At 71.1% G+C, this 19791-nt stretch carries 19 protein-coding genes and 1 pseudogene; 7 read left to right on the top strand and 13 right to left on the bottom strand.

Features of this window, described 5'->3' with window-relative positions; all coding sequences use genetic code 11:
- Positions 1 to 24 precede the first annotated feature (24 nt).
- From gatB to gatC, 3 genes are read right to left on the bottom strand one after another with little or no spacing between them, the layout of a single operon-like run.
- The gene (gene gatB / locus OIE40_RS06070) at positions 25 to 1512 is read right to left on the bottom strand and encodes an Asp-tRNA(Asn)/Glu-tRNA(Gln) amidotransferase subunit GatB (protein WP_264701036.1); all 1488 of its coding nucleotides are present in this window, start codon (positions 1510 to 1512) and stop codon (positions 25 to 27) included.
- Positions 1509 to 3014: an Asp-tRNA(Asn)/Glu-tRNA(Gln) amidotransferase subunit GatA gene (gene gatA, locus OIE40_RS06065; protein WP_264701034.1), complete on the bottom strand. Its 1506-nt coding sequence runs from the start codon at positions 3012 to 3014 to the stop codon at positions 1509 to 1511. Before gatA ends, gatB begins: the two co-directional genes overlap by 4 nt.
- Positions 3011 to 3307, bottom strand: coding sequence for an Asp-tRNA(Asn)/Glu-tRNA(Gln) amidotransferase subunit GatC (gatC, locus tag OIE40_RS06060; RefSeq protein WP_264701032.1), 297 nt, complete (start codon positions 3305 to 3307; stop codon positions 3011 to 3013). Before gatC ends, gatA begins: the two co-directional genes overlap by 4 nt.
- Positions 3308 to 3435: 128 nt before the next feature.
- Between gatC and OIE40_RS06055 the strand changes: the two genes are divergently transcribed.
- Entirely contained in the window at positions 3436 to 4056 is a 621-nt protein-coding gene (locus OIE40_RS06055; protein WP_264701030.1) for an ACT domain-containing protein, read from the top strand.
- A gap of 249 nt (positions 4057 to 4305) precedes the next feature.
- Here the strand turns inward: OIE40_RS06055 and OIE40_RS06050 are convergent, their stop codons facing one another.
- The 6 genes from OIE40_RS06050 to OIE40_RS06025 all read right to left on the bottom strand — a co-directional run bounded on the left by OIE40_RS06050 (position 4306) and on the right by OIE40_RS06025 (position 9144).
- A complete protein-coding gene (locus OIE40_RS06050) occupies positions 4306 to 4515 on the bottom strand; it encodes a hypothetical protein (protein ID WP_264701029.1) in 210 nt (69 codons plus the stop codon).
- 45 nt (positions 4516 to 4560) lie between these two features.
- A complete protein-coding gene (locus OIE40_RS06045; RefSeq protein WP_264701027.1) occupies positions 4561 to 4710 on the bottom strand; it encodes a hypothetical protein in 150 nt (49 codons plus the stop codon).
- Between the two features lie 105 nt (positions 4711 to 4815).
- Positions 4816 to 6048 carry an RNA polymerase sigma factor gene (locus tag OIE40_RS06040; protein ID WP_264701025.1) on the bottom strand — a complete coding sequence of 411 codons (1233 nt, stop codon included), beginning with the start codon at positions 6046 to 6048 and terminating at the stop codon, positions 4816 to 4818.
- A complete protein-coding gene (locus tag OIE40_RS06035; RefSeq protein WP_264701023.1) occupies positions 6045 to 6401 on the bottom strand; it encodes a YciI family protein in 357 nt (118 codons plus the stop codon). The genes OIE40_RS06040 and OIE40_RS06035 overlap by 4 nt, the downstream gene beginning before the upstream one ends.
- Before the next feature lie 88 nt (positions 6402 to 6489).
- A complete protein-coding gene (ligA, locus tag OIE40_RS06030) occupies positions 6490 to 8580 on the bottom strand; it encodes an NAD-dependent DNA ligase LigA (RefSeq protein WP_264701021.1) in 2091 nt (696 codons plus the stop codon).
- A 114-nt stretch (positions 8581 to 8694) separates the two neighbouring features.
- The gene (locus OIE40_RS06025) at positions 8695 to 9144 is read right to left on the bottom strand and encodes a hypothetical protein (RefSeq protein WP_264701019.1); all 450 of its coding nucleotides are present in this window, start codon (positions 9142 to 9144) and stop codon (positions 8695 to 8697) included.
- 167 nt (positions 9145 to 9311) lie between these two features.
- Here OIE40_RS06025 and OIE40_RS06020 point away from each other — a divergent pair, with 167 nt between their 5' ends.
- From OIE40_RS06020 to OIE40_RS06000, 5 genes are all read left to right on the top strand, one after another.
- Entirely contained in the window at positions 9312 to 9860 is a 549-nt protein-coding gene (locus OIE40_RS06020; RefSeq protein ID WP_264701017.1) for an ATP-binding protein, read from the top strand.
- 297 nt (positions 9861 to 10157) lie between these two features.
- Positions 10158 to 10409 (top strand): hypothetical protein, encoded by a 252-nt coding sequence (locus OIE40_RS06015; RefSeq protein ID WP_264701015.1) that lies wholly within the window; start codon positions 10158 to 10160, stop codon positions 10407 to 10409.
- Positions 10410 to 10798: 389 nt separating this feature from the next.
- A complete protein-coding gene (locus tag OIE40_RS06010) occupies positions 10799 to 11098 on the top strand; it encodes a hypothetical protein (RefSeq protein ID WP_264701013.1) in 300 nt (99 codons plus the stop codon).
- Between the two features lie 297 nt (positions 11099 to 11395).
- Entirely contained in the window at positions 11396 to 12061 is a 666-nt protein-coding gene (locus tag OIE40_RS06005; protein WP_264701011.1) for an FAD-dependent oxidoreductase, read from the top strand.
- A gap of 105 nt (positions 12062 to 12166) precedes the next feature.
- Positions 12167 to 12325 (top strand): hypothetical protein, encoded by a 159-nt coding sequence (locus OIE40_RS06000; RefSeq protein WP_264701009.1) that lies wholly within the window; start codon positions 12167 to 12169, stop codon positions 12323 to 12325.
- 32 nt (positions 12326 to 12357) lie between these two features.
- Here the strand turns inward: OIE40_RS06000 and OIE40_RS05995 are convergent, their stop codons facing one another.
- The 4 genes from OIE40_RS05995 to OIE40_RS05980 all read right to left on the bottom strand — a co-directional run bounded on the left by OIE40_RS05995 (position 12358) and on the right by OIE40_RS05980 (position 17383).
- Positions 12358 to 13338 carry a uroporphyrinogen decarboxylase/cobalamine-independent methonine synthase family protein gene (locus OIE40_RS05995; RefSeq protein WP_264701008.1) on the bottom strand — a complete coding sequence of 327 codons (981 nt, stop codon included), beginning with the start codon at positions 13336 to 13338 and terminating at the stop codon, positions 12358 to 12360.
- Entirely contained in the window at positions 13338 to 14414 is a 1077-nt protein-coding gene (gene mnmA, locus OIE40_RS05990; protein WP_264701006.1) for a tRNA 2-thiouridine(34) synthase MnmA, read from the bottom strand. Before mnmA ends, OIE40_RS05995 begins: the two co-directional genes overlap by 1 nt.
- A 162-nt stretch (positions 14415 to 14576) precedes the next feature.
- On the bottom strand, positions 14577 to 15983 hold the full coding sequence (locus OIE40_RS05985) for an HNH endonuclease signature motif containing protein (RefSeq protein ID WP_264701003.1): 1407 nt from the start codon (positions 15981 to 15983) through the stop codon (positions 14577 to 14579).
- A 278-nt stretch (positions 15984 to 16261) separates the two neighbouring features.
- Positions 16262 to 17383 carry a cysteine desulfurase family protein gene (locus OIE40_RS05980; RefSeq protein ID WP_264701001.1) on the bottom strand — a complete coding sequence of 374 codons (1122 nt, stop codon included), beginning with the start codon at positions 17381 to 17383 and terminating at the stop codon, positions 16262 to 16264.
- Between the two features lie 224 nt (positions 17384 to 17607).
- Here OIE40_RS05980 and glgX point away from each other — a divergent pair.
- Positions 17608 to 19731, top strand: a pseudogene (glgX, locus tag OIE40_RS05975) (glycogen debranching protein GlgX); the annotation flags it as partial.
- Between the last annotated feature and the right edge of the window lie 60 nt (positions 19732 to 19791).

Raw genomic sequence — 19791 nt, 5'->3', positions numbered from 1 at the left:
GTCCCAAAGGCTGCGTCGAGGGTCTCAGCCGAGCCGTTCCATGATCAGCTCACGCACCCGGGCGGCGTCCGCCTGGCCGCGCATCGCCTTCATCACCTGGCCGATCAGGGCACCGGCGGCCTGCACCTTGCCGCCGCGGATGCGGTCCGCGACCTCGGGGTTGGCGGCGATCGCCGCGTCGACCGCTTCGGCCAGGGCGCCGTCGTCGGACACCACCGCGAGACCGCGCGCCTCGACCACCTCTGCCGGCGATCCCTCGCCGGCCAGCACCCCATCGATCACCTGGCGGGCCAGCTTGTCGTTGATGGTGCCATCTTCGATGAGGCTCTGGAGTTCGGCCACTTGGGCGGGTGTGATGCCGATCTCCTCGAGTTCGACGCCGGCGGCGTTGGCGCGCCGGGCCAGGTCGCCCGACCACCACTTCCGTGCCGCCGCCGGGGACGCGCCGGCGTCCACGGTGTCGGCGATCAGGTCCAGCGAGCCGCTCCCGATCACGTCGCGCAGCTCCAGCTCGGTGAAGCCCCACTCGGCGACCAGCCGGCGGCGGCGCTGCGCCGGCGGTTCGGGCAGCGTGCCTCGCAGCTCCTCCACCCATTCAGCCGCAGGCGCGATCGGCACGAGGTCCGGCTCGGGGAAGTAGCGATAGTCCTCGGCCTGCTCCTTGGACCGCCCCGGCGAGGTGTGCCCGGCGTCCTCGTGCCAGTGCCGGGTCTCCTGCAGCACCCGACCGCCCGCGGCGAGCACCTCCCCCTGACGCTGAATCTCGTACGTCAACGCCCGCTCGACCGAGCGCAGCGAGTTCACGTTCTTGGTCTCGGTACGGGTGCCCAGCACGTCGGAACCCTTCGGAGCCAGCGACACGTTGGCGTCGCAGCGCAGCGAGCCCTGCTCCATCCGCACGTCGGAGACGCCCAGGGCACGCAGCAGTTCCCGCAGTTGGGTCATGTAGGCGCGCGCCACCTTCGGCGCCGCCGCACCGGTGCCCAACACGGGTTTGGTGACGATCTCCATCAGCGGCACGCCCGCCCGGTTGTAGTCCAGCAGCGAGTGGTCCGCGCCCTGGATGCGGCCGGTCGAGCCGCCGATATGCGTGAGCTTGCCGGCGTCCTCCTCCATGTGAACGCGCTCGATCTCGACCCGGTACGTGACCCCGTCCACCTCGACCTCGGTCCAACCGTCGAAGCAGATCGGCTCGTCGTACTGCGAGGTCTGGAAGTTCTTCGGCATATCGGGGTAGAAGTAGTTCTTGCGCGCGAACCTGCACCAGGTGGCGATCGAGCAGTTCAGGGCCAGGCCGATCCGGATCACCGACTCGACCGCCTTGGCGTTCACCACGGGCAGCGCCCCGGGCAGGCCCAGGCACACCGGGCAGGTGTGGGTGTTGGGGGCCGCGCCGAACTCGGTCGAGCAACCGCAGAACATCTTGGACGCCGTGTTCAGCTCCACGTGCACCTCAAGACCCAGCGCCGGGTCGTAGGCCTCCAGCACCTCCTCGTAGGGCTTCAGGCTCACTGCTCTCCCCCGTTCTGCCGCGCCCACAGCCGGTCGGTGAGCACCCCGCCCCAACGCGCTGCGAGCTCACGCTCCAGCGCGGCACCGACGGCGTACACCCGGTCGTCGGCCAGCACCGGCGCCATCACCTGCAGCCCGACCGGCAGCCCGTCGGCCAGCCCGCACGGGAACGACCCTGCCGCGTTGCCCGCCATGTTGGACGGGATCGTGCACAGGTCGGCGGCGTACATGGCCAGCGGATCGTCGGTTCGCTCGCCGATCCGGAACGCGGTGGTCGGCGTCGACGGCGACAGCAACGCGTCGCAGGTCTCGAAGGCCGCCTCGAAATCGCCGGCGATCAGCGTGCGCGCCTTCTGCGCCGAACCGTAGTAGGCGTCGTAGTAGCCCGAACTCAGGGCGTAGGTGCCGATGATGATGCGCCGCTTCACCTCGGCGCCGAAGCCGGCGCCACGGGTCAACGCCATCACCTCCTCGGCGCTGTGGCTGCCGTCGTCGCCGACGCGCAGGCCGTACCGCATCGCGTCGAAGCGGGCCAGGTTCGAACTCACCTCGCTGGGCATGATCAGGTAGTAGGCGCCCAGGGCGTAGCGGAAGTTGGGGCAGGACACCTCAACGATCTCGGCACCGGCCGCGGCCAGGGCGTCCACGGCTTCGCGGAAGCGCTGCTCGACCCCGGGCTCGTAGCCCTCGCCGCCGAGCTCCCGGACGACCCCCAGCCGCAGCCCGGAGACGTCCGCGCGGCGGGCGGCGCCCACCACGTCCGGGACCGGCGCGTTGATGGAGGTGGAGTCCATCGGGTCCCAACCGGCGATCACCTGGTGCAGCAGTGCGGTGTCCAGCACCGTGCGGCCGCACGGTCCGGGCTGGTCGAGGCTGGACGCCATCGCGACCACGCCGTAGCGCGAGGTGCCGCCGTAGGTGGGCTTGACCCCTACCGTTCCGGTGACGGACGCCGGCTGCCGGATCGACCCGCCGGTGTCGGTGCCCAGGGCGAGGGGGGCCTCGAAGGCTGCCAGGGCGGCGGCGGAACCGCCACCGGAACCCCCTGGGATGCGGTCCCGGTCCCACGGGTTGTGCGTGGTGAAGTAGCCGGAGTTCTCGGTCGAGGAGCCCATCGCGAACTCGTCGAGGTTGGTCTTGCCGAGCACCACCAGCCCGGCGTCCAGGACGCGCTGGGTGACGGTGGCGTTGTAGGGCGGCTGCCAGCCCTCGAGAATGCGCGAGCCGACGGTCGTCGGTGCGCCCGTCATGCAGAAGATGTCCTTGATCGCGATCGGGACTCCGGCCAGCGGGCCCAGCTCGGCGCCGGCGGCGCGCCGGGCGTCCACCGCGTCGGCGGCGGCCAGCGCGCGCTCGGCGTCCACGTGCAGGAATGCGCGGACGTCGCCGTCCACCGCATGGATGCGGTCCAGATGGGCCTGCGTGACCTCGCGGGAACTGACCTGGCCCGACGCCATCGCCCGGCCCAGTTCGGCGGCGGAAGACTGCAGCAGCGCGCTCACTGCCCCTCCCCCAGGATCCGTGGCACCCGGAAGCGTTCGTCCTCGACGGCCGGGGCCGCGGCCAGGACCTGCTCGGCGGCCAACGACGGGCGTACCTCGTCGGCGCGGAACACGTTGGTCAGCGGCAGCGGATGGGACATCGGCGCGACGTCGTCGCCGGCCACTTCGGTGACCTGCGCGACCGATTCGAGGATCACCTCCAGCTGCGGCGCCAGCCGGGCCAGTTCGTCCTCGGACAACTCGATCCGGGCCAACGCCGCAAGGCGCGCCACCTCGGCTGTGGTCAGGGCCACCGTTGCTCCTCGCTCTCGTCCGGCCCACCATGCTAGTGGTGCGGCGCCGCCCGGCTCACCGCCCGCCGCTCGGACGCCTCCGCACCGGAACGCGAACGGCTGTAACAAATGTGCGGGACACTGGGGCGATGTTCCTGCTGCGCGTGGCCCTGCCCGACCGACCAGGATCGCTGGGAGCCGTGGCCACCGCCATGGGCACCGTCGGCGCCGACATCCAGGCGGTCGAGATCGTCGAGAAATACGAGGGCTTCGCCGTCGACGACTTCATGGTCGAGGTGCCGCTGGGCACCCTGCCCGATGCTCTGATCACCAGTTGCACCAGCATCGCCGGCGTCACCGTGCTGTGGTTCTCGCACTATCCGGAGGGTTGGGGACTCCAGGCGGACGTCGCCGTCCTCGACAAGATGACCGAGAACCCGCAGGAATCCGCCACGATCCTGACCCAGGCCGCCCCGACGGTCTTCCGGGTCCACTGGGCCGCCCAGGTCGATCGGGCCGACGGCCGGGTCGTCGCCCGCACCCCCATGGCCCCGGACGCCGAGACGCTGCCGGTGGCGGCGCTGGGCCGACTCGACACGGCCCGCAGCATCGAACTCGCCGACGAGTGGCTGCCCGGCTGGCCCGAGATGCTGGTGGCGGCAGCGCCGTTCCGCGACGGCACCGCGCTGCTCCTGGCCCGCAAGGGCGGGCCGGCGTTCATCAAGTCCGAACTGGCTCGGTTGCGCCACCTCACCTCACTCAGCGGCTGACCGGAACCGCCGGCTGAGCACGGCGAACGCTCTTACTTAGGTATGCTAAAGTTCAGCAGGTCGTCCGGCGCCTTTGCTGCTGGACGCCGACTGCGGCCGTCGAATGCGCGCAACTGTCCCGCGAAACGCGCGACGTCCGCACGTCGACCGACGGGTCGGGGGGCCATCGGTGATGCGGCTGTGTCGGCGCTGTGAGGGATGCCGGCACAGCCGCCGTCGGTCACCCGGCACAGCCACCGGGAGGCTCGCTCAGGCAGCGGCCTGCATCATCGTGAAGATGTACCAGCCGTAGAGGAACACCACCACCGCGGCGCCGACGAAACCCAGCGCCACCCACCAACGCATCCGCTTCTTCTGCCTGGTCGAGGGCACCTCGGCGGGACCCCACTCGCCGAGCTTCGGCCACACCCGGGGCGGCGCCCCGGCGTTCAGGTTCAGCTTGCTGTTCAGGCCCTCCACGCCGGCCAGTCTAGCCAGCACGCGCTCACACCCCCGCCCGCAGGGCTACGGGAAACCTGCCTCGCCGGCGAGAATGACCGCCTGGGTGCGGCCGGCGGGCGAGGTGATCAGCAGCAGCGGGGCCGGGCGGAACCGGGCCGTGCCTGAGCGGGAGACGGCGCGAGCTGCGGTTGTGGTGGGCGACGGGGTGGCCATCGGAACCTCCTGAACGTGGACGATGAGGCCACCGTCACAGTCGCCGCGTCCCGGGAGGCAGAGGCGGCGGACCCGGTTGCCCCAGGATGTTCCGGCCCGGCGCCGTCAGACGCCGGGGCGAAGGGCACGCAGCCGGCCCTCGACGTGCCGCCGCTCGGCGCCGTCGGGCATCAGCGACAACGCGGCCCGGAAGGCCTCGGCAGCCTCCGCCTCACGCCCGTCGCGGGCCAGCAGCTCGGCGCGCACCAGCGCGACCCGATGGTGCCCGGGCAGCCGCTCCCCCGCCGCCCGCAGCAGCGTCAGCCCCGCCGGGGCGCCGTAGGCCTCGCCGACTGCGACGGCCCGGTTCAGCCGCACGATCGGTGAGCCGGTGAGCTGCTCGAGCCGCCGGTAGGCCCGGGCGATGCCCACCCAGTCGGTGTCGGACACCGTGGCGGCCGTCGCGTGGAAACCGGCGATCAGGGCCTGCAGCCGCAACTGCTCCGCGTACCCGTCAGTAGGCGTCAGGCCGGTGAGCCGATGCAGACCCCGGGCGATGGCCGCGGCGTCCCACAGCGACCGGTCCTGGTCGGTGAGCAGCACCAGCGACCCGTCCGGCCGGGCGCGCGCGGCCCGCCGGGCGTGGTGCAGCTCCAGCAGGGCCGCCAATGCCTGGACCACCTCATGGTCCGGCAGCAGGTCCGCGGCCAGCACCGCGAGACGGACGGCGTCGCCGGCCTCCGCCACCCGCTCGACCTCGTCGTCACCCGGTGCGTACCCGGCCGTGAAGGCCAGATAGACGGCCCGCGCCACGTCGTCCGCACGCTCCGGCCACCGGGCCGGGTCCGGCACGCCGAAAGCCGCACCGATATCGGCCAGCCGCTTCTTGGCCCGGGTGAGCCGCGCCGCCATGGTGGGTAGCGGCACCAGAAACAGCCGGGCGATCCGCTGCGTGGGGACGCCCAGGACGAACCGCAGCGCCAGGGCGGGCCGGACGTCCTCGGTCAACGCCGGATGGGTGGCCATGAACAGCAGCGGAATCCGCTCGTCGGCCTCGGCGCCGGGTGGCGGGAGGGGCGGTGGGTGCGCCCGGGCGGCCACCGCGGCCCTGAATTCCGGAGCGGCACGGCGCTGTTCGGCGCGCCACGCATCGAGCAGCCGGCGCTGGGCGACGGTCGCCAGCCACCCGGCCGGATTCGCCGGGACGCCCTCGGCCGGCCATTGCCGGGCGGCGTGGGCGAAGGCTTCCGCCACGGCGTCCTCGGCCAGGTCGGGGCGACGGCTGGACCGGATCAACCCGCCCAGCAGCCGTCCCCACGACTCGGCGTGAACCCGGCCGAGGACGTCGCCGGCGCTCACTCGTAGGGGTCGACCGCCGGCTGCAACTGCATGTCGTAGGCCGGCAGCACCTGCAGCAGCTCGATCAACGTGTCCAGGTCGGGGGTCTCGATCAGGTAGTAGCCGCCCAGTCCCTCGATCACCTCGGCATACGGTCCCTCGGTCACCGACAGCGTGCCGCCGCGGGTGCGCAACGTGGTTGCGCTGGAGGGCCCGGCCAGGGCCTCGCCGGACAGGATCTCCACTCCGTCGCGTGCGGCGCACGCGGCGTCGAAATCCTCGAACTTCTTCATGCCGGCCGCCTGCTCCTCCTCGGTGAGCGAGTTCCAGGGCGGCAGTTCGCCGTCGCCGATCAACAACACCAGATACTTCATCGTGACTCCTCTCGGCTGCGACGGGAGGTTCCCGTCATCATGGTGTCGCCCGGCCCGCGGCGGAATCGACAGCCCAGCTGCGACCCGGTCAGGATTCCTTCGCGACCTCCGCGGCCGCCTCGGGGCCCTGGTCGAGCAGCACCTCGAAGCCATCGGCGTCCAGGATCGGACGCTTCAACGCCACCGCCTTGTCGTACTTGCTGCCGGCGTTGTCGCCGACCACCACGAAGTCGGTCTTGCCCGACACCGACCCCGACGACTTGCCGCCCCTTGACGTGATCGCCTCGGCGGCGCCGTCGCGGGTGTAGCCGGGCAGCGAGCCGGTCACCACCACCGTCAACCCGGCCAGCGTCTGTGGCAGTTGATCGCCTGACGCCTCGGGCACCTCGTCGGCGAGCCGGCAGCCGGCCGAGCGCCACTTGCGGACGATCTCGTTGTGCCAGTCGACGGTGAACCAGTCCCGTATGGCGGTCACCAGCGTGGGGCCGATGCCCTCGACGGCAGCCAGTTCCTCTTCGGAGGCGTTACGCAGCTTGTCGATGCCGGGGAAGGCGGCGGCGACGTCCGGCGCCACCCCCTTGCCGATGTGCCTGATCGACAGCGCCACCAGGAAACGGGCGAAGGGGCGCTGCTTGGCCTCGTCGAGGTTGGCCAGCAGCTTCTCACCGTTGGCGCTCAGATAACGGCCGTCGGCGTCCTCGCCCTTGCGGGGACCGCGGGTGAACATGGGGACCGTGACCAGCTTGTCGGCGGTCAGGTCGAACAGGTCACCCTCGTCGGTCAGCAGCCCCGCCGACAGCAGCGCATCGGCCGCCTGCCAGCCCAGGTTCTCGATGTCGAGGGCCTGCCGGGAGGCCAGGTGGAACAGCCGTTCGCGCAACTGCGCCGGACACGAACGGGTGTTGGGGCAGCGCAGGTCCGCGTCGCCCTCTTTCTCGGGGGCGAGTTCGGTGCCGCACGAGGGGCAGTGGGTGGGCATCACCCACTCGGTCTCGGTGCCGTCGCGCAGCGCCACCACCGGGCCGACGATCTCGGGGATGACGTCGCCGGCCTTGCGCAGCACCACCGAGTCGCCGATCAGCACGCCCTTGCGCTTCACCTCCGACGCGTTGTGCAGGGTCGCGTTCTCGACCGTCGAGCCCGACACGAACACCGGCTCCATCACCCCGTACGGCGTCACCCGGCCGGTGCGGCCGGTGTTCACCCGGATGTCGAGCAGCTTGGTCGTGACCTCCTCTGGCGGGTACTTGAACGCGATCGCCCAGCGCGGGGCCCGCGAGGTGTTGCCGAGTCGTTGTTGCTGCACCCGGTCGTCGACCTTGATGACCACCCCGTCCATCTCGTGTTCCAGGCCGTGCCGGTGCTCGGCGTAGCCGTCGATGAACTCCCACGCCTCGGTGAGCGTGGCGACCACCCGGTAGTGGCTGGACACCGGCAGGCCCCAGGCCTTCAGCAACTCGTAGCCGTGTGACTGGCTGTCGATCGACACCCCCGACACCTCACCGAGACCATGGCACAGGAACCGCAGGTGACGTGAAGCGGTGACCCGCGGGTCCTTCTGTCGCAGCGAGCCGGCTGCGGAGTTGCGAGGGTTGGCGAAGGGCGCCTTGCCTGCGGCGACCAGTCCTTCGTTGAGCGCCGCGAAGTCCTCGGGCTGCATGAACACCTCGCCACGGGCCTCGACCAGATCGGGGGCCTCGTCGCTCAGCCGCGCCGGGATCGCCGCGATGGTGCGGACGTTGGCGGTCACGTCCTCACCCACCCGGCCGTCGCCGCGGGTGGCGGCGCTGACCAACCGCCGGTCCCGGTAGACCAGGTCGAGCGCCAACCCGTCGATCTTCAGCTCGCACAGCCAGGCCGTCACCTCGGTCTCGCGGGTCGCCCGGGCCGCCCAGCGTTCGAACTCCTCGCGGCTGAACACGTTGTCGAGGCTCATCAGCGGCTGCAGGTGGGTGACCGGAGCGAACGTCGCCGACGGTGCGCCGCCCACCTTCTGGGTCGGCGAGTCGGGGGTCCGCAACTCGGGGTTGGCGTCCTCGATGGCCTGCAACTCGCGCATCAGGGCGTCGAAGTCGCCGTCACTGATCGTCGGCGCATCGGTGATGTAGTAACGGAACCGGTGCTCCTCGATCTGCTGCGCCAGCTCGGCGTGCCGGGCGCGGATGTCCTCGATCGTCACGGCAGTGAGACTAGCTGCCGGTACCGACAGTGCCCGCGTGGTTGCGGTCGGCGCTTGCGGGCCGGCGCTGGTCCGACACACGGGCCAGGTCTCGGGGTGGTCCGGGCCGCAGGCTCAGCTGAAGGGGTTGGTGACCATGAAGACCACGCCGATCGCACCGAACAGGTAGGCCCAATACTGCATCGGCACGAAGAACAGCGAGTGCCGGTTGGTCAGGCCGGAGCGGACCCGGGCGGCCTCCTGCTGCAGCACGTAGTTGCCGACGGCGTTGGGGTCGGCCGGGCGGTTGGGGTTCTGCGGGTCGCGCACGTTGTCGTAGGCGCCGCCACGCACCAGCGCGCCCACCTCGTTGCTGCGCCGCGCGTACCACTGCTCGAACTCCTGCACCGGCTTGGTCTTGTTCAGGTGCTGGCCGAGGAACCAGGTGCCCACCGCTCCGCCGATCACGGTCAGTCCGGCGAAGATGCCGCGCAGCCCCGGATTGGGCGAGATGAGGATGCCCAGCCCCATCGAGGCACCGACGATGAGCAGGGCGAGAACGCCCCAGCCGCGCCAGATGATCATGAGTCCGACTATAGAAGTTCCGCGCCGGCGCACCGGCGTCCACGCATGGGCAGCACTCCCCTGCTGCCGGCCCACCTGCCGACCATCGACAGGCGTGATCCCACGGCCTAGCGTGGGTTGATGCACACGCCCCTGTGCTCCCCTCCTGTCGCGCTGTGCCCACGGACATGAGTGACGATGCGCTGCCCGTTGCACCCAGCCTCGACCTGCTGAGGGCGAAGGCGTTCGTCGGCCGAACCACTCCGCTGGCCGCAATCACGGCGTTCCTGTTGGGTGCGGCTCCGCAATGGGTCCACCTGGTGCACGGCCCCGGTGGCATCGGCAAGACGACGCTGCTGGACGCCGTGGATCGGGCCGGCCAAGCGGCGGCCCGCCCCGTCCACCGGCTGGACGGGCGCGACGTGGTGGGTTCGCCCAGCGCCGTCAGCGAGTGGTACGGCTCGGTGGCCGACCCCACCGCACCCGGGCTGCTGTTGATCGATGGCTACGAGTTGCTGGCTCCGCTGGACGAGTGGTTCCGCACCGCCTTTCTGCCTGACCTTCCGGACGGCACCGTGACCGTGCTGGCCGGGCGGACGGCGCCGTCCGACGACTGTGGCTGGACGCCGGCTGGCGGGCCCTGTCCGCCACCCACGAGCTCGACCCGTTCGACGACCGCGAGAGTGACCAGTTGCTGGAGCGGCTGGGCGTCCCCGACGTCCGACGCGAACACCTGACCCGGCTGGCGGGTGGCCACCCGCTGGTGCTGGCGCTGCTCGCGGAGGCGAGCCGCCGGCGCCCGCGTCTGGCCGGGCTCGACGATGCACCCGACGTGGTCGCCCGGTTGTGCGCCCGGATCATGGACGACGTGCCCAGCCCCGCCCATCGGCTGGGGCTCGCCACCTGCGCCCATGCGGCCCAGGCCAGCCAGGACCTGTTGGCGCGCACCGTCGGCGACCGGGCCGACGAGGTCTGGGACTGGCTGGCCGGCCGTCCCTACGTGCGACGGGCCCAGCGGGCTGTACCTGCACGACGTGGTCAGCGAGCTCTTCGAGGCCGAGTTCCGGCACCGCTCACCCAAGGGCTACATGGCCTTGCACCGGGCGGTCGGTGGCTACTTCCTGGAGCGCGTCGACGATCCTCGCGAAGCTCACCCTGAGCGGGCCGCAAACGAGCTGCTGCTGCTGCACCGGGCAGGCCCACTGACCGCACGGACGGCGGGCGTCCCCGCCGCGACCCTGCCATTACTGTCCGGGCGACACCCTCCGACCACGGCTGGATGCTGAAGCTGATCGAGCGCGACTACGGCGCCCGCGAGGCCCGGATCGCCCGACGTTGGCTGACCCTGCCGAGCAGCAGGCCCTACCGGATCAGCGTGGAGGGCGGCGCGGCGGCATTGGTCCTACACGGCTACCTGACCGAACCCCCCCCGACGACCTGGAGGATCCCGTGGCCACGACCATCTGGAGCCTGGTGGCGCGGCACGGGCCGTTGCGGCAGGGGGAACGCATCGACGTCTCCCGGTTCGGTGCCGCCACGGGTGGCTGGCGGGATCCGCTGCTGCTGGCCAACGGTGCCGCCTGCGTTCTCGAATGGCGGCTGCGCGCCTCGGCGTGGAGCTTCATCGTCACGCCCGACGCTGCAGCGCTATGGACCCTACTTCGAGTACCTCGGCATGGAGCACATGTTCACCATGGACCTAGCGGAACGACCGGGCGGCGGGTGGGGTTGGGACCGGCGTCGGCTGGACGTCCCGGCCTTCGACGACATGATGGCCACGCGCGAAGTGACCGGTGAGATCGGTCCTCCGCCCGCGGGACTGCTCCGGCCTGCGCCGCTGGGCCGGGACGCGTTCGACCGGGCGGTGGCGCTGCGCTCGTCCATCTGTGTCGGCCCGACCGGCTGGCGGAGTCCCCGTTGCTCGGCTCGGCGCTGGTGCGGCGTCTGGACGCCGGCGAGCTGGCGGCCGTGCTGAGCCGCACCATCGTGCGGCTCGCGGACGAACCCAAGGGGGCGGAGCGTCGGCGGGTGCTGGAGCGCACCTACCTGCACGGTGCCCCTTCGCAGGAGGTGGGCGGCCGACCTGCTCGATCTGCCGTTCAGTACCTACCGCCGGCACCTCGCCCAGGCGGTGGAGCGGCTCTGCGACGTGCTGTGGGCCGTGGAGATCGGTGCCCTCACACCCGATAGTGGGCAGAAAGTGAGCAGCGACCGGCCTGGAGAGTGAGCACCGGGCCGAGGGACGGTACGGGCAGCCGCAAGGAGGCCCACCATGACCCACCGAACCCTCGACATCGCCGTGATCGGCGCCGGCCCGACCGGGCTGACCGCAGCCCTGCTGCTGGCCCGCGACGGCCACCGCGCGGTGATCTGCGAGGCGGAGGACCCGCAGGAGGCCGGCACCCGGCCCGGGGTCAGCCAGTTCCGGTTGCCGCACGTCGTGCTGCCTCGGTGGCACCACGAGATGGCAGTCGCGCTGCCCGACCTGATCCCCGCCCTGCGCGCAGCGGGCGCCTCGCCGTTCAACCTGCTGCACTGCCAGGGCGACCGCGTCACCGGCGGCCGGCAGCCGGGCGACGAGCAGTTCGACACCGTGGCGATCAGCCGTGTGCTGCTCGAACAGGTTCTCGGCGGGCTGGCCGCTGACCAGCCGGGTCTGGAGTTGTGCCGAGCGACAAGCGTGACCGGGCTGTTGCCCGCTACCGACGCCACGGGTGTGCGCGGACTGCGCACCGAGCACGGAACGCTGCCTGCCGTGGTGGTGGACGCCGGCGGACGCCGCAGCCCGGTGCCGGGCTCGCTTCAGCGGCTCTTCGGGATGCCGGTCACCGAGCGCCGGTCGGCGACCCGGCTCACCTTCTACGGCCGTCATTTCGAGTCAACGGGCGCCGCACCACCGCGCCCTCGCCCCATCCTTACCCACTACCCGTCGGGGTGACCGTGACGCGGCGACGATGCCGCCCGACTCGACCCATGCTGAGCTGTTCGCCTTCTTCCTGCAGGGCGTGGAGGCCGAGCCAACGACGTCCTGGAGCCGAACGAAGTGCGTGAGGTGCGGTTCAGCTACGTCGCCGAGGGCGCCGGCCGGGGCGAGTTCACCGCCCACCTGCACGGCACCGTCGACATCGATTCGCTGTTCCCGCGCGGCAACGGCAGCGACGGGGTCGCACCCGTCGAGGTGAAGCCGGGCACCCGGCCCTGACGGCTGGACGAGTCCGACGGGCCCTGCGGTCGCTACGACCGCAGGGCCTCGTCCACCAGGGGCGCAGCCCGGACCAGGGTGTTCAGCGCGGCCGCCGCCCCGCGAGGCGAGAAGCCCGCCAGGCCGCAGGCCGGGGTCAGCACCAGCCGGTCCGGAAGGTCGGCCAGTTCGAGCGGACGCAGCACCCGCAGCACCCGGTCGACCAGCTCGTCCGGGCTCCACAACCGTTCGGACGTCGTCGGCAGGCACCCCAGGTGCAGAGTGCGGCCGCCGTCGACGAACTCGGCGACCCCGTCCCAGTCGAGGACCGTCGCCTGGTCGAGCGACACGCCACCGAAGCCGGCCTGAGCGACCAGCACCGGCTCCAGCCCGCCGGCGCAGCAGTGCAGAACCGAGCCGGGGGTGATCACGGCCAGCAGGCCGAGCGCCTCGGCCGCCTCCGGGCGATCGATGCTGCGGTGCCGGAAGTAGCCGCCCTCGGTGGGCACGGCGCCGGCCAGCACCGACGGCAGCGCCGGCTCGTCGACCTGCAGCACCAGGTCCGCCTGGGGCAGCCTCGCCGCCAGCTCGGCCAGCAGGTCGGCGGTGCCCTGGGCCAGCGACTGGGCCAGGTCGCGGCGGGCGCCGCGATCGGCCAGCACCAGTCCACCGAGCGGGCGCAGGACACTGGCCGCCAGGGTCCAGGGACCCGTCACCTGCACCTTGAACGGCCCGCGCCACTCGTGCGCCTGTTCCTGCAGCATGTCGAGGTCGTCGCGCAGCGTCGTGCGAGCCCGGCGACCGTCGATGCCGGCGGTGTCGGAGAGGCGCCAGGTGCCGGCGTCCAGGCTCACCGGCAGGTCGACCAGCAGGCCGGCGGCGCGGCCTATCATGCCCGCCCAGGGGCCCCGAGCGGGTAGCTCGGGCAGGTGCGGCAGGCCACCGTCGGCGCCGCCCAGGGCGTCCAGGACAAGCCGCAGCGCAGCCGGGAAGTCGGTGCCGGGCAGCGACCCGACCCCGCTGACGCCGGTCATCAACGCGCCGTCGCTGCGATGGTGGCCGAGCCGACGACCCGGTCACCGTCGTAGCAGACCACGGCCTGACCAGGGGCGATGCCGTGGGTGGCCTCGTCGAGCTCGACCGTGACCGAGTCGGGGCGCCCCTCGATCAGTGCCGGCAGCGGGGCCCCGTGCGCCCGCACCTGCACCAGACCGCGCCAATGGCCGAGCACCGCCGTCTCTGCCCAAGTCGGCCGGATCGCGTCGATCCGACTGACCGCCAGCGATTCGTGCGGCCCGACCGTGACCGTGTTGGTGACCGGTTCGATGCCGAGGACGTAGCGCGCGCGCCCGTCCGCGGCGGGGACGCCCAGGTGCAATCCCCGGCGCTGGCCGACGGTGAACGAGTGGCTGCCGGCGTGCGAACCGACCACCACCCCCTGCTCGTCGACGAAGTCGCCCGCGGACTCGCCGAGGTGGCGGGCCAGGAAGCCCGCCGTGTCGCCGGAGGGGATGAAGCAGATGTCGTGGCTGTCCGGCTTCTTGGCCAGGTAGAGACCGCGAGCGGCCGCCTCGGCACGGACGTCGGCCTTGGCGGTGTCGTGGCCCAGCGGGAACAGGCAGCGGCTGAGCTGGGCCTGGTTGAGCACGCCCAGCACGTAGCTCTGGTCCTTGGCCTGCTCGGCCGACCGCCACAGCTGGGTCCGGCCCTGCTGCTGGCGCAGGACGGCGTAGTGCCCGGTGGCGATGGCCTCGAAGCCGAGCGCGACGCCGCGGTCGAGGACCGCCTCGAACTTGATCTTCTCGTTGCAGCGCAGGCACGGATTGGGGGTGCGGCCGGCGGAGTACTCGGCGATGAAGTCATCCACCACGTCGGCAGCGAAACGGTCGGAGAAGTCCCACACGTAGAACGGGATGCCGAGTACGTCGGCAGCGCGGCGGGCGTCGTGGGAGTCCTCGAGCGAGCAGCAGCCGCGCGCACCGGAACGGTAGGTCTGCGGGTTCTTCGACAGCGCCAGGTGCACGCCGGTCACGTCGTGGCCGGCGTCGACCATCCGAGCCGCGGCCACCGCGGAGTCGACGCCGCCGGACATAGCAGCCAGAACACGCACCGACTGAGTTTATCGACCCACCCGCGCTGAACCGAACCCGGCCGTGTCGCAACCGGTCGAACGAGCTCAAGACCCCGCGCGCGGGCGGACTCGGACCCTCGGTCGTCGGCGGTCCTCGTCGTCCCGGGCTTGCCCCGGGATCTCGTTCAAGCGGGGTGTCTGTCAGTTGCGTCTGCGGGTGAGGAAGCGGGCGTGGATGCGGGGTTTCTGGTGGGGGTCGACTCTGCGGGGTGGCCGGATTTCGCTGATGCCGTCGGGGCGCAAGGTAAGGGTCCAGCGGTCGGTGGTGGGGTTGTGGCTGGGTTCGATGATGGCGTGGTGGTGGGGGCACAGCAGCACCAGATTGTGCAGGGCGGTGGTGCCGCCGTTCCACCACGGCACGATGTGGTGGGCGTGGCAGGTTTCTGGTGGGTTGTTGCAGCCGGGGAACACACAGCCCTGGTCGCGGTGATTGAGGGCTGCCCGGATCGGCGCGGTGACGAGGCGCTGGGTGCGGCCGACGTCGAGGACCTCGGAGGGACCGCCGAGGATGATGGGCAGGATGTCGGCGTCACACAGCAACCTGCGTAGCACGCTGGGCGCGATGCCCTGCCCGGTGCCGGTCGTGCCCACTGCACCACCATCGCTTCCGGCGACGGTTCCCGCAGCTTCCGGACCGCCGATCCTGTTCGGGCCGCGCTCCGCGCGGGCGTCGCGGGCCTGTCGCAGCAGGGAGTCGTAGGACAGGGTGACCACCAGCCGGGGCCGGTCCCCGCCCAGGCAGGGGGCGAGGGACGCCTGCTGGTGCCGCTCGACGAGCCGGCACAGCGCATCGGCTCGGCGCTGACTTGCGCTCGGGGTGGCTTGCAGCGGGTCGGCTGCTTCGAGGCCGCGTGTGATCTGCGCGGCGTAGCTGTCGATGAGTTTCCTAAACGGGTCGGCATCGACCACCGGGAGACTGCCGCGGATCAGCACCGACCCGTGCCCGTCATCGGTGAGGGTGAGGAACCGGCGGGCGTGGGCCAGCCTTGCTTCCCTTTCGAGCCGGCCGGCCTCCCGGGCCTCGACCGTCTCCGGTGACAGCACCTCGACCAGATGATGAGTCAATCGGCGCAGCTCGGCACTGTTGTGGGTGTGGGCGAACGCGATCATCATCGCCTCACCCTGCGCCACCTGCGCGGAATCGAACTCGTCGGGCAGTTCGGCCAGCACACTCGTGATCGCTTCGGCCTGGGTAGCCGACACCTCCCCGGTGCGGGCCGCCTCACCGACCAACCCGAACTTTGTCAGGCCTTCACCGGCACGGATCAGCCGGCGTGCCTCGCGCGGGGTGAGCCGGGCCGCATCCGCCAACCAGGTCGTGGTCGACGTGCCGTGCACCCGAACCGCCACCTCATCGGCCTCAACACCGGCCAGCACCTGCTGCACCCACGCATCGACCCGGGAAGCGACCCGCACCGCCGCCACCGCCAACCCCAACCGCTGCTGCGGAGACTCCAGCCGGAGCCGCTCATCGGTCAGGGCGTCCAGAACACCATCGAGCACCGCGACCAGATCCTGGTCGCTGTGATGCCCGAACGAGTTCTTCATACCTCACACGCTAAACACCTCCCCTGACAGTTTTCGAACGCCCAAAAAGTTATCCACAAGCACCACAAGCAGCTATTAGTTATCCACAGATTGCCGTCCGCCTCTTGACAAATCGGACAAGTCCCTCTGGCCCGATGGGCTCGACCAACGAGATCCCGGGGCAAGCCCGGGATGACGAACGGGGGACCCGGGGCAAGGCCGGTAAGGCGACACCGGCGACCCACGACACAAGTCTCGACTAGCTTCACCAACAGTGACCCGACCACGTCGAGACGAGCTCAGTACGCGGCCCTGGCCCTCGCCACGGCGTCCGGCAACACCGCCAGCACCCGTCCGACCGCCGCGGCATCGGTGCCTCGTCCCAGCGAGAACCTCAACGACCCGGACGCCGCCGCGGCGCTGCGACCCATCGCCAGCAGCACCTCGCTGGGCTGGTGGACGCCGGCCGTGCACGCCGAACCGGTCGAACAGTCGATGCCCGCGGCGTCCAGCATCAGGAGCAGGTCGTCGGCCCGACAGCCGTCGAAGGTGACGTTCAGGATGGCGGGACTGACCGGCTCGGTTCCGTTCACGACCACGGCGTCGATGCTGCTCGCGATACCCGAGGCGAGCGCCGAGCGCAGCGCCGCGAGCCGCCCCGACTCGGCGGCCAGGTCACCCACCGCCACCCGGGCCGCGGCGGCGAACCCGGCCGCGAGCGCCGTCATCGCGGTGCCGGAGCGGAGCTTACGCTCCTGTCCGCCGCCGAACCCGATGGAGGCGAGCGCCCGATCGCGCCGGGCCACCAGCGCCCCGATACCGACCGGTCCGCCCAGTTTGTGCGCCGTGACGGTCATCGCGTCCACGCCCAGGGCGGCGAAGTCGAGCGGAAGGTGACCGAAGGCCTGCACCGCGTCGGTGTGCAACCAGGCCCCGGACGCCTCGGCGGCGGCATGCACGGCCTCCAAGGGTTGCACCACCCCGGTCTCGTTGTTCACCAGCATGGTGGACGCCAGCGCGGTCCTCGAGCTGATCATCGCCTCGGCGCCGGGCACGATCCGACCCTCGCCACCAACTGCGAGAACGTCGACCCGGCCCGGAAGCTGTCCCACCACGCCGGCGACCGACGGATGCTCGGCGCCACCGATCGCCAGCCGGTCGCGGCCCTCGCGCGCGCGGGCCGCCCCGAGCAGCACCAGGTTGTTGGCCTCGGTCCCACCCGACGTGAAGACCACCTCGGTGGGATGCGCCCCGAGGCAGGCGGCCAGCGACTCGCGGCTCTCCTCGAGCAGCCGACGCGCCGTCCGACCTGCGGTGTGCAGCGAAGATGGATTGCCCGGAACCGACCACACGGCATCCATCGCCGCACGCGCCTGGGCCAGCACCGGTGCGCCGGCGGCATGGTCCAGGTACACCCTCACTGCCACTGCTCACCTCCCGACGCCACCTGCGAATGCGGCCGTTGCCACCTGCGAATGCGGCTGTTGCCGCCTGTTCCACCGTGCCAGACCTCGATTGACGGTCGCAGAATTCTTGTTCGTCACATCCGTACGGCACTATATGTAGCCGGTACCCGCTAGCCGTAGCCGGTGCCACCCGGCGGCCAGCACCGCCGGAGCTCGAGTCGTCCAGCCGAAGGCAGCACATGTCCGAGACCAGGTCCAGCGCACCGGCCACGTCCGTTCCCCTCGGTGCGCATCTGTTCGAGGACGGCACCCAGTTCGCACTGTGGGCGCCGCGCGCCGAGCGTGTCGAACTCGCGCTCGTCGACGACGAACAGCACCAGACCAACTACGACCTGCAGCTGAACGAGGCCGAGGGCATCTGGAGCGTCTTCGTACCCGGCGTCGGCGACGGTCAGCGCTACGGCTACCGGGTGCACGGCCAGTGGCGGCCCGAGGACGGCCAACGGTTCAATCCTGCCAAGCTGCTGCTCGACCCCTACGCCCGGGCGATCACCGGCTTCGTCGACTACCGCGGCCCGATCAGCGACCACACCACCGAGTCCAACTTCGAGTCCGACACCACCGACTCCTTCGGCGCCGTGCCGCTCAGCGTCGTGGTGGCGCCGAGCCCGCCGCCCACGCCGTTGGCCGAGCCGCTGCCGCTGGACAGGATGGTCATCTACGAGACCCACCTCAAGGGGTACACCCAGCGCCACCCCGAGGTGCCCGAGGGGCTGCGCGGCACCTACTCCGGCTTCGCCGACGACGCGGTGATCAGGCATCTGGTCGACACCGGCATCAACGCGGTGGAGTTCCTGCCGTTGCAGCACTTCGTCTCCGAGCCGTTCATCGTCGGCCGCGGCCTGGTCAACTACTGGGGCTACAACACCATGGGCTTCTTCGCCCCGCACGCGCCCTATACCAGCGCCACGTCCGGAACGCTGGGCGGTCAGGTGACCGAGTTCAAACACATGGTCGGCAAGCTGCACGAGGCGGGCATCGCGGTCATCCTCGACGTGGTCTACAACCACACCGGCGAGGGCGGCCACGAGGGGCCGACGATGTCGTTCCGGGGCATCGACCACGGCGGCTACTACCGGCTCACCAGCGACAACCGCAACGACTACGACGTCACCGGCTGCGGCAACGCGGTCGACACCTCCAACCCCCGGGTGCTGCAACTGGTGCTCGACTCGTTGCGGTACTGGGCGACCGAGATGGGGGTGGACGGTTTCCGCTTCGACCTGTGCACCACCCTGATCCGCGATCAGGCGCACCACGTCACCCAGGACCACGAGTTCAAGCGCGCGATCGCCGCCGACGAGGTGCTGTCCACCAAGGTGATGATCGCCGAGCCATGGGATCTGGGCCCCTACGGCTATCAGGTCGGACGCTGGGGGAAGGGTTGGTCGGAATGGAACGACCACTTCCGCGGCTACACCCGTGACTTCTGGCGGGGGGCGATCAACGGTGTCCAGGAGCTGGCCACCCGGCTGTCGGGGTCGTCGGACACCTTCGACCACAACGGACGCCCCGCCACCAGTTCGATCAACTTCGTGACCGCCCATGACGGCTTCACACTGCGCGACGTGGTCACCTACGACCTCAAACACAACGAAGCCAACTCGGAGCGCAACCGCGACGGCACCGACGACAACCGATCGTGGAACCACGGCTACGAGGGCGAGACCGACGACGCCGCCATCAATGCCGCCCGGCAACGCACGGCCCGCAACATGCTGGCGATGCTGCTGCTGTCCGCGGGCGTCCCGATGATCACCGCCGGCGACGAGATGGGCCGCACCCAGCAGGGCAACAACAACGCCTACTGCCAGGATTCGCCGGTGTCGTGGGTGGACTGGCACACCGCCGAGGAGTGGTCCGCGCAGACCGAGCTGACCCGCACCCTGCTGAAGCTGCGGGCGGAACACCCGGTGCTGCGCAATCCCGAGTTCCGCACCCACCGCGAACTGCGCGACGACAAGGGGCTCGACCTTGGCCGCTCCGAGGTGGCGTGGTTCTCCGAGCACGGCACCGAGATGACCCTCGACAACTGGCACGACGGCGGACGGCGCACCCTGGGCCAGTACGTCTCGGACTGCGAGGACGCGTTCCTGATCTTCGTCCACGGCGGCCCCGACCCGATCGAACTCACCCTGCCAGGTCAGCCCTGGTCGACCGGCTGGACCATCGTGGCGCACACCGGGCTGGACAGCGAGCTGCCGCACAAGCCGCTGGGTTGCGGAGCAACGGTCACCGTGCCCGGCGCAACCGTGGTGCTGCTGCGGGCGACGGTGCTCAACCATCCGCAGCCGGTCACCGCGACACCGCCCAGCCCCGACGAGGGCGACGACGACCCCGCCGGCGACGCGCCGGTCGCCCCT

Source organism: Micropruina sonneratiae, assembly GCF_025972045.1.
Lineage (GTDB): Bacteria > Actinomycetota > Actinomycetes > Propionibacteriales > Propionibacteriaceae > Micropruina > Micropruina sonneratiae.
The sequence above is the reverse complement of the archived record's forward strand: the minus strand, read 5'-3'. Positions and strand labels throughout refer to the sequence as shown.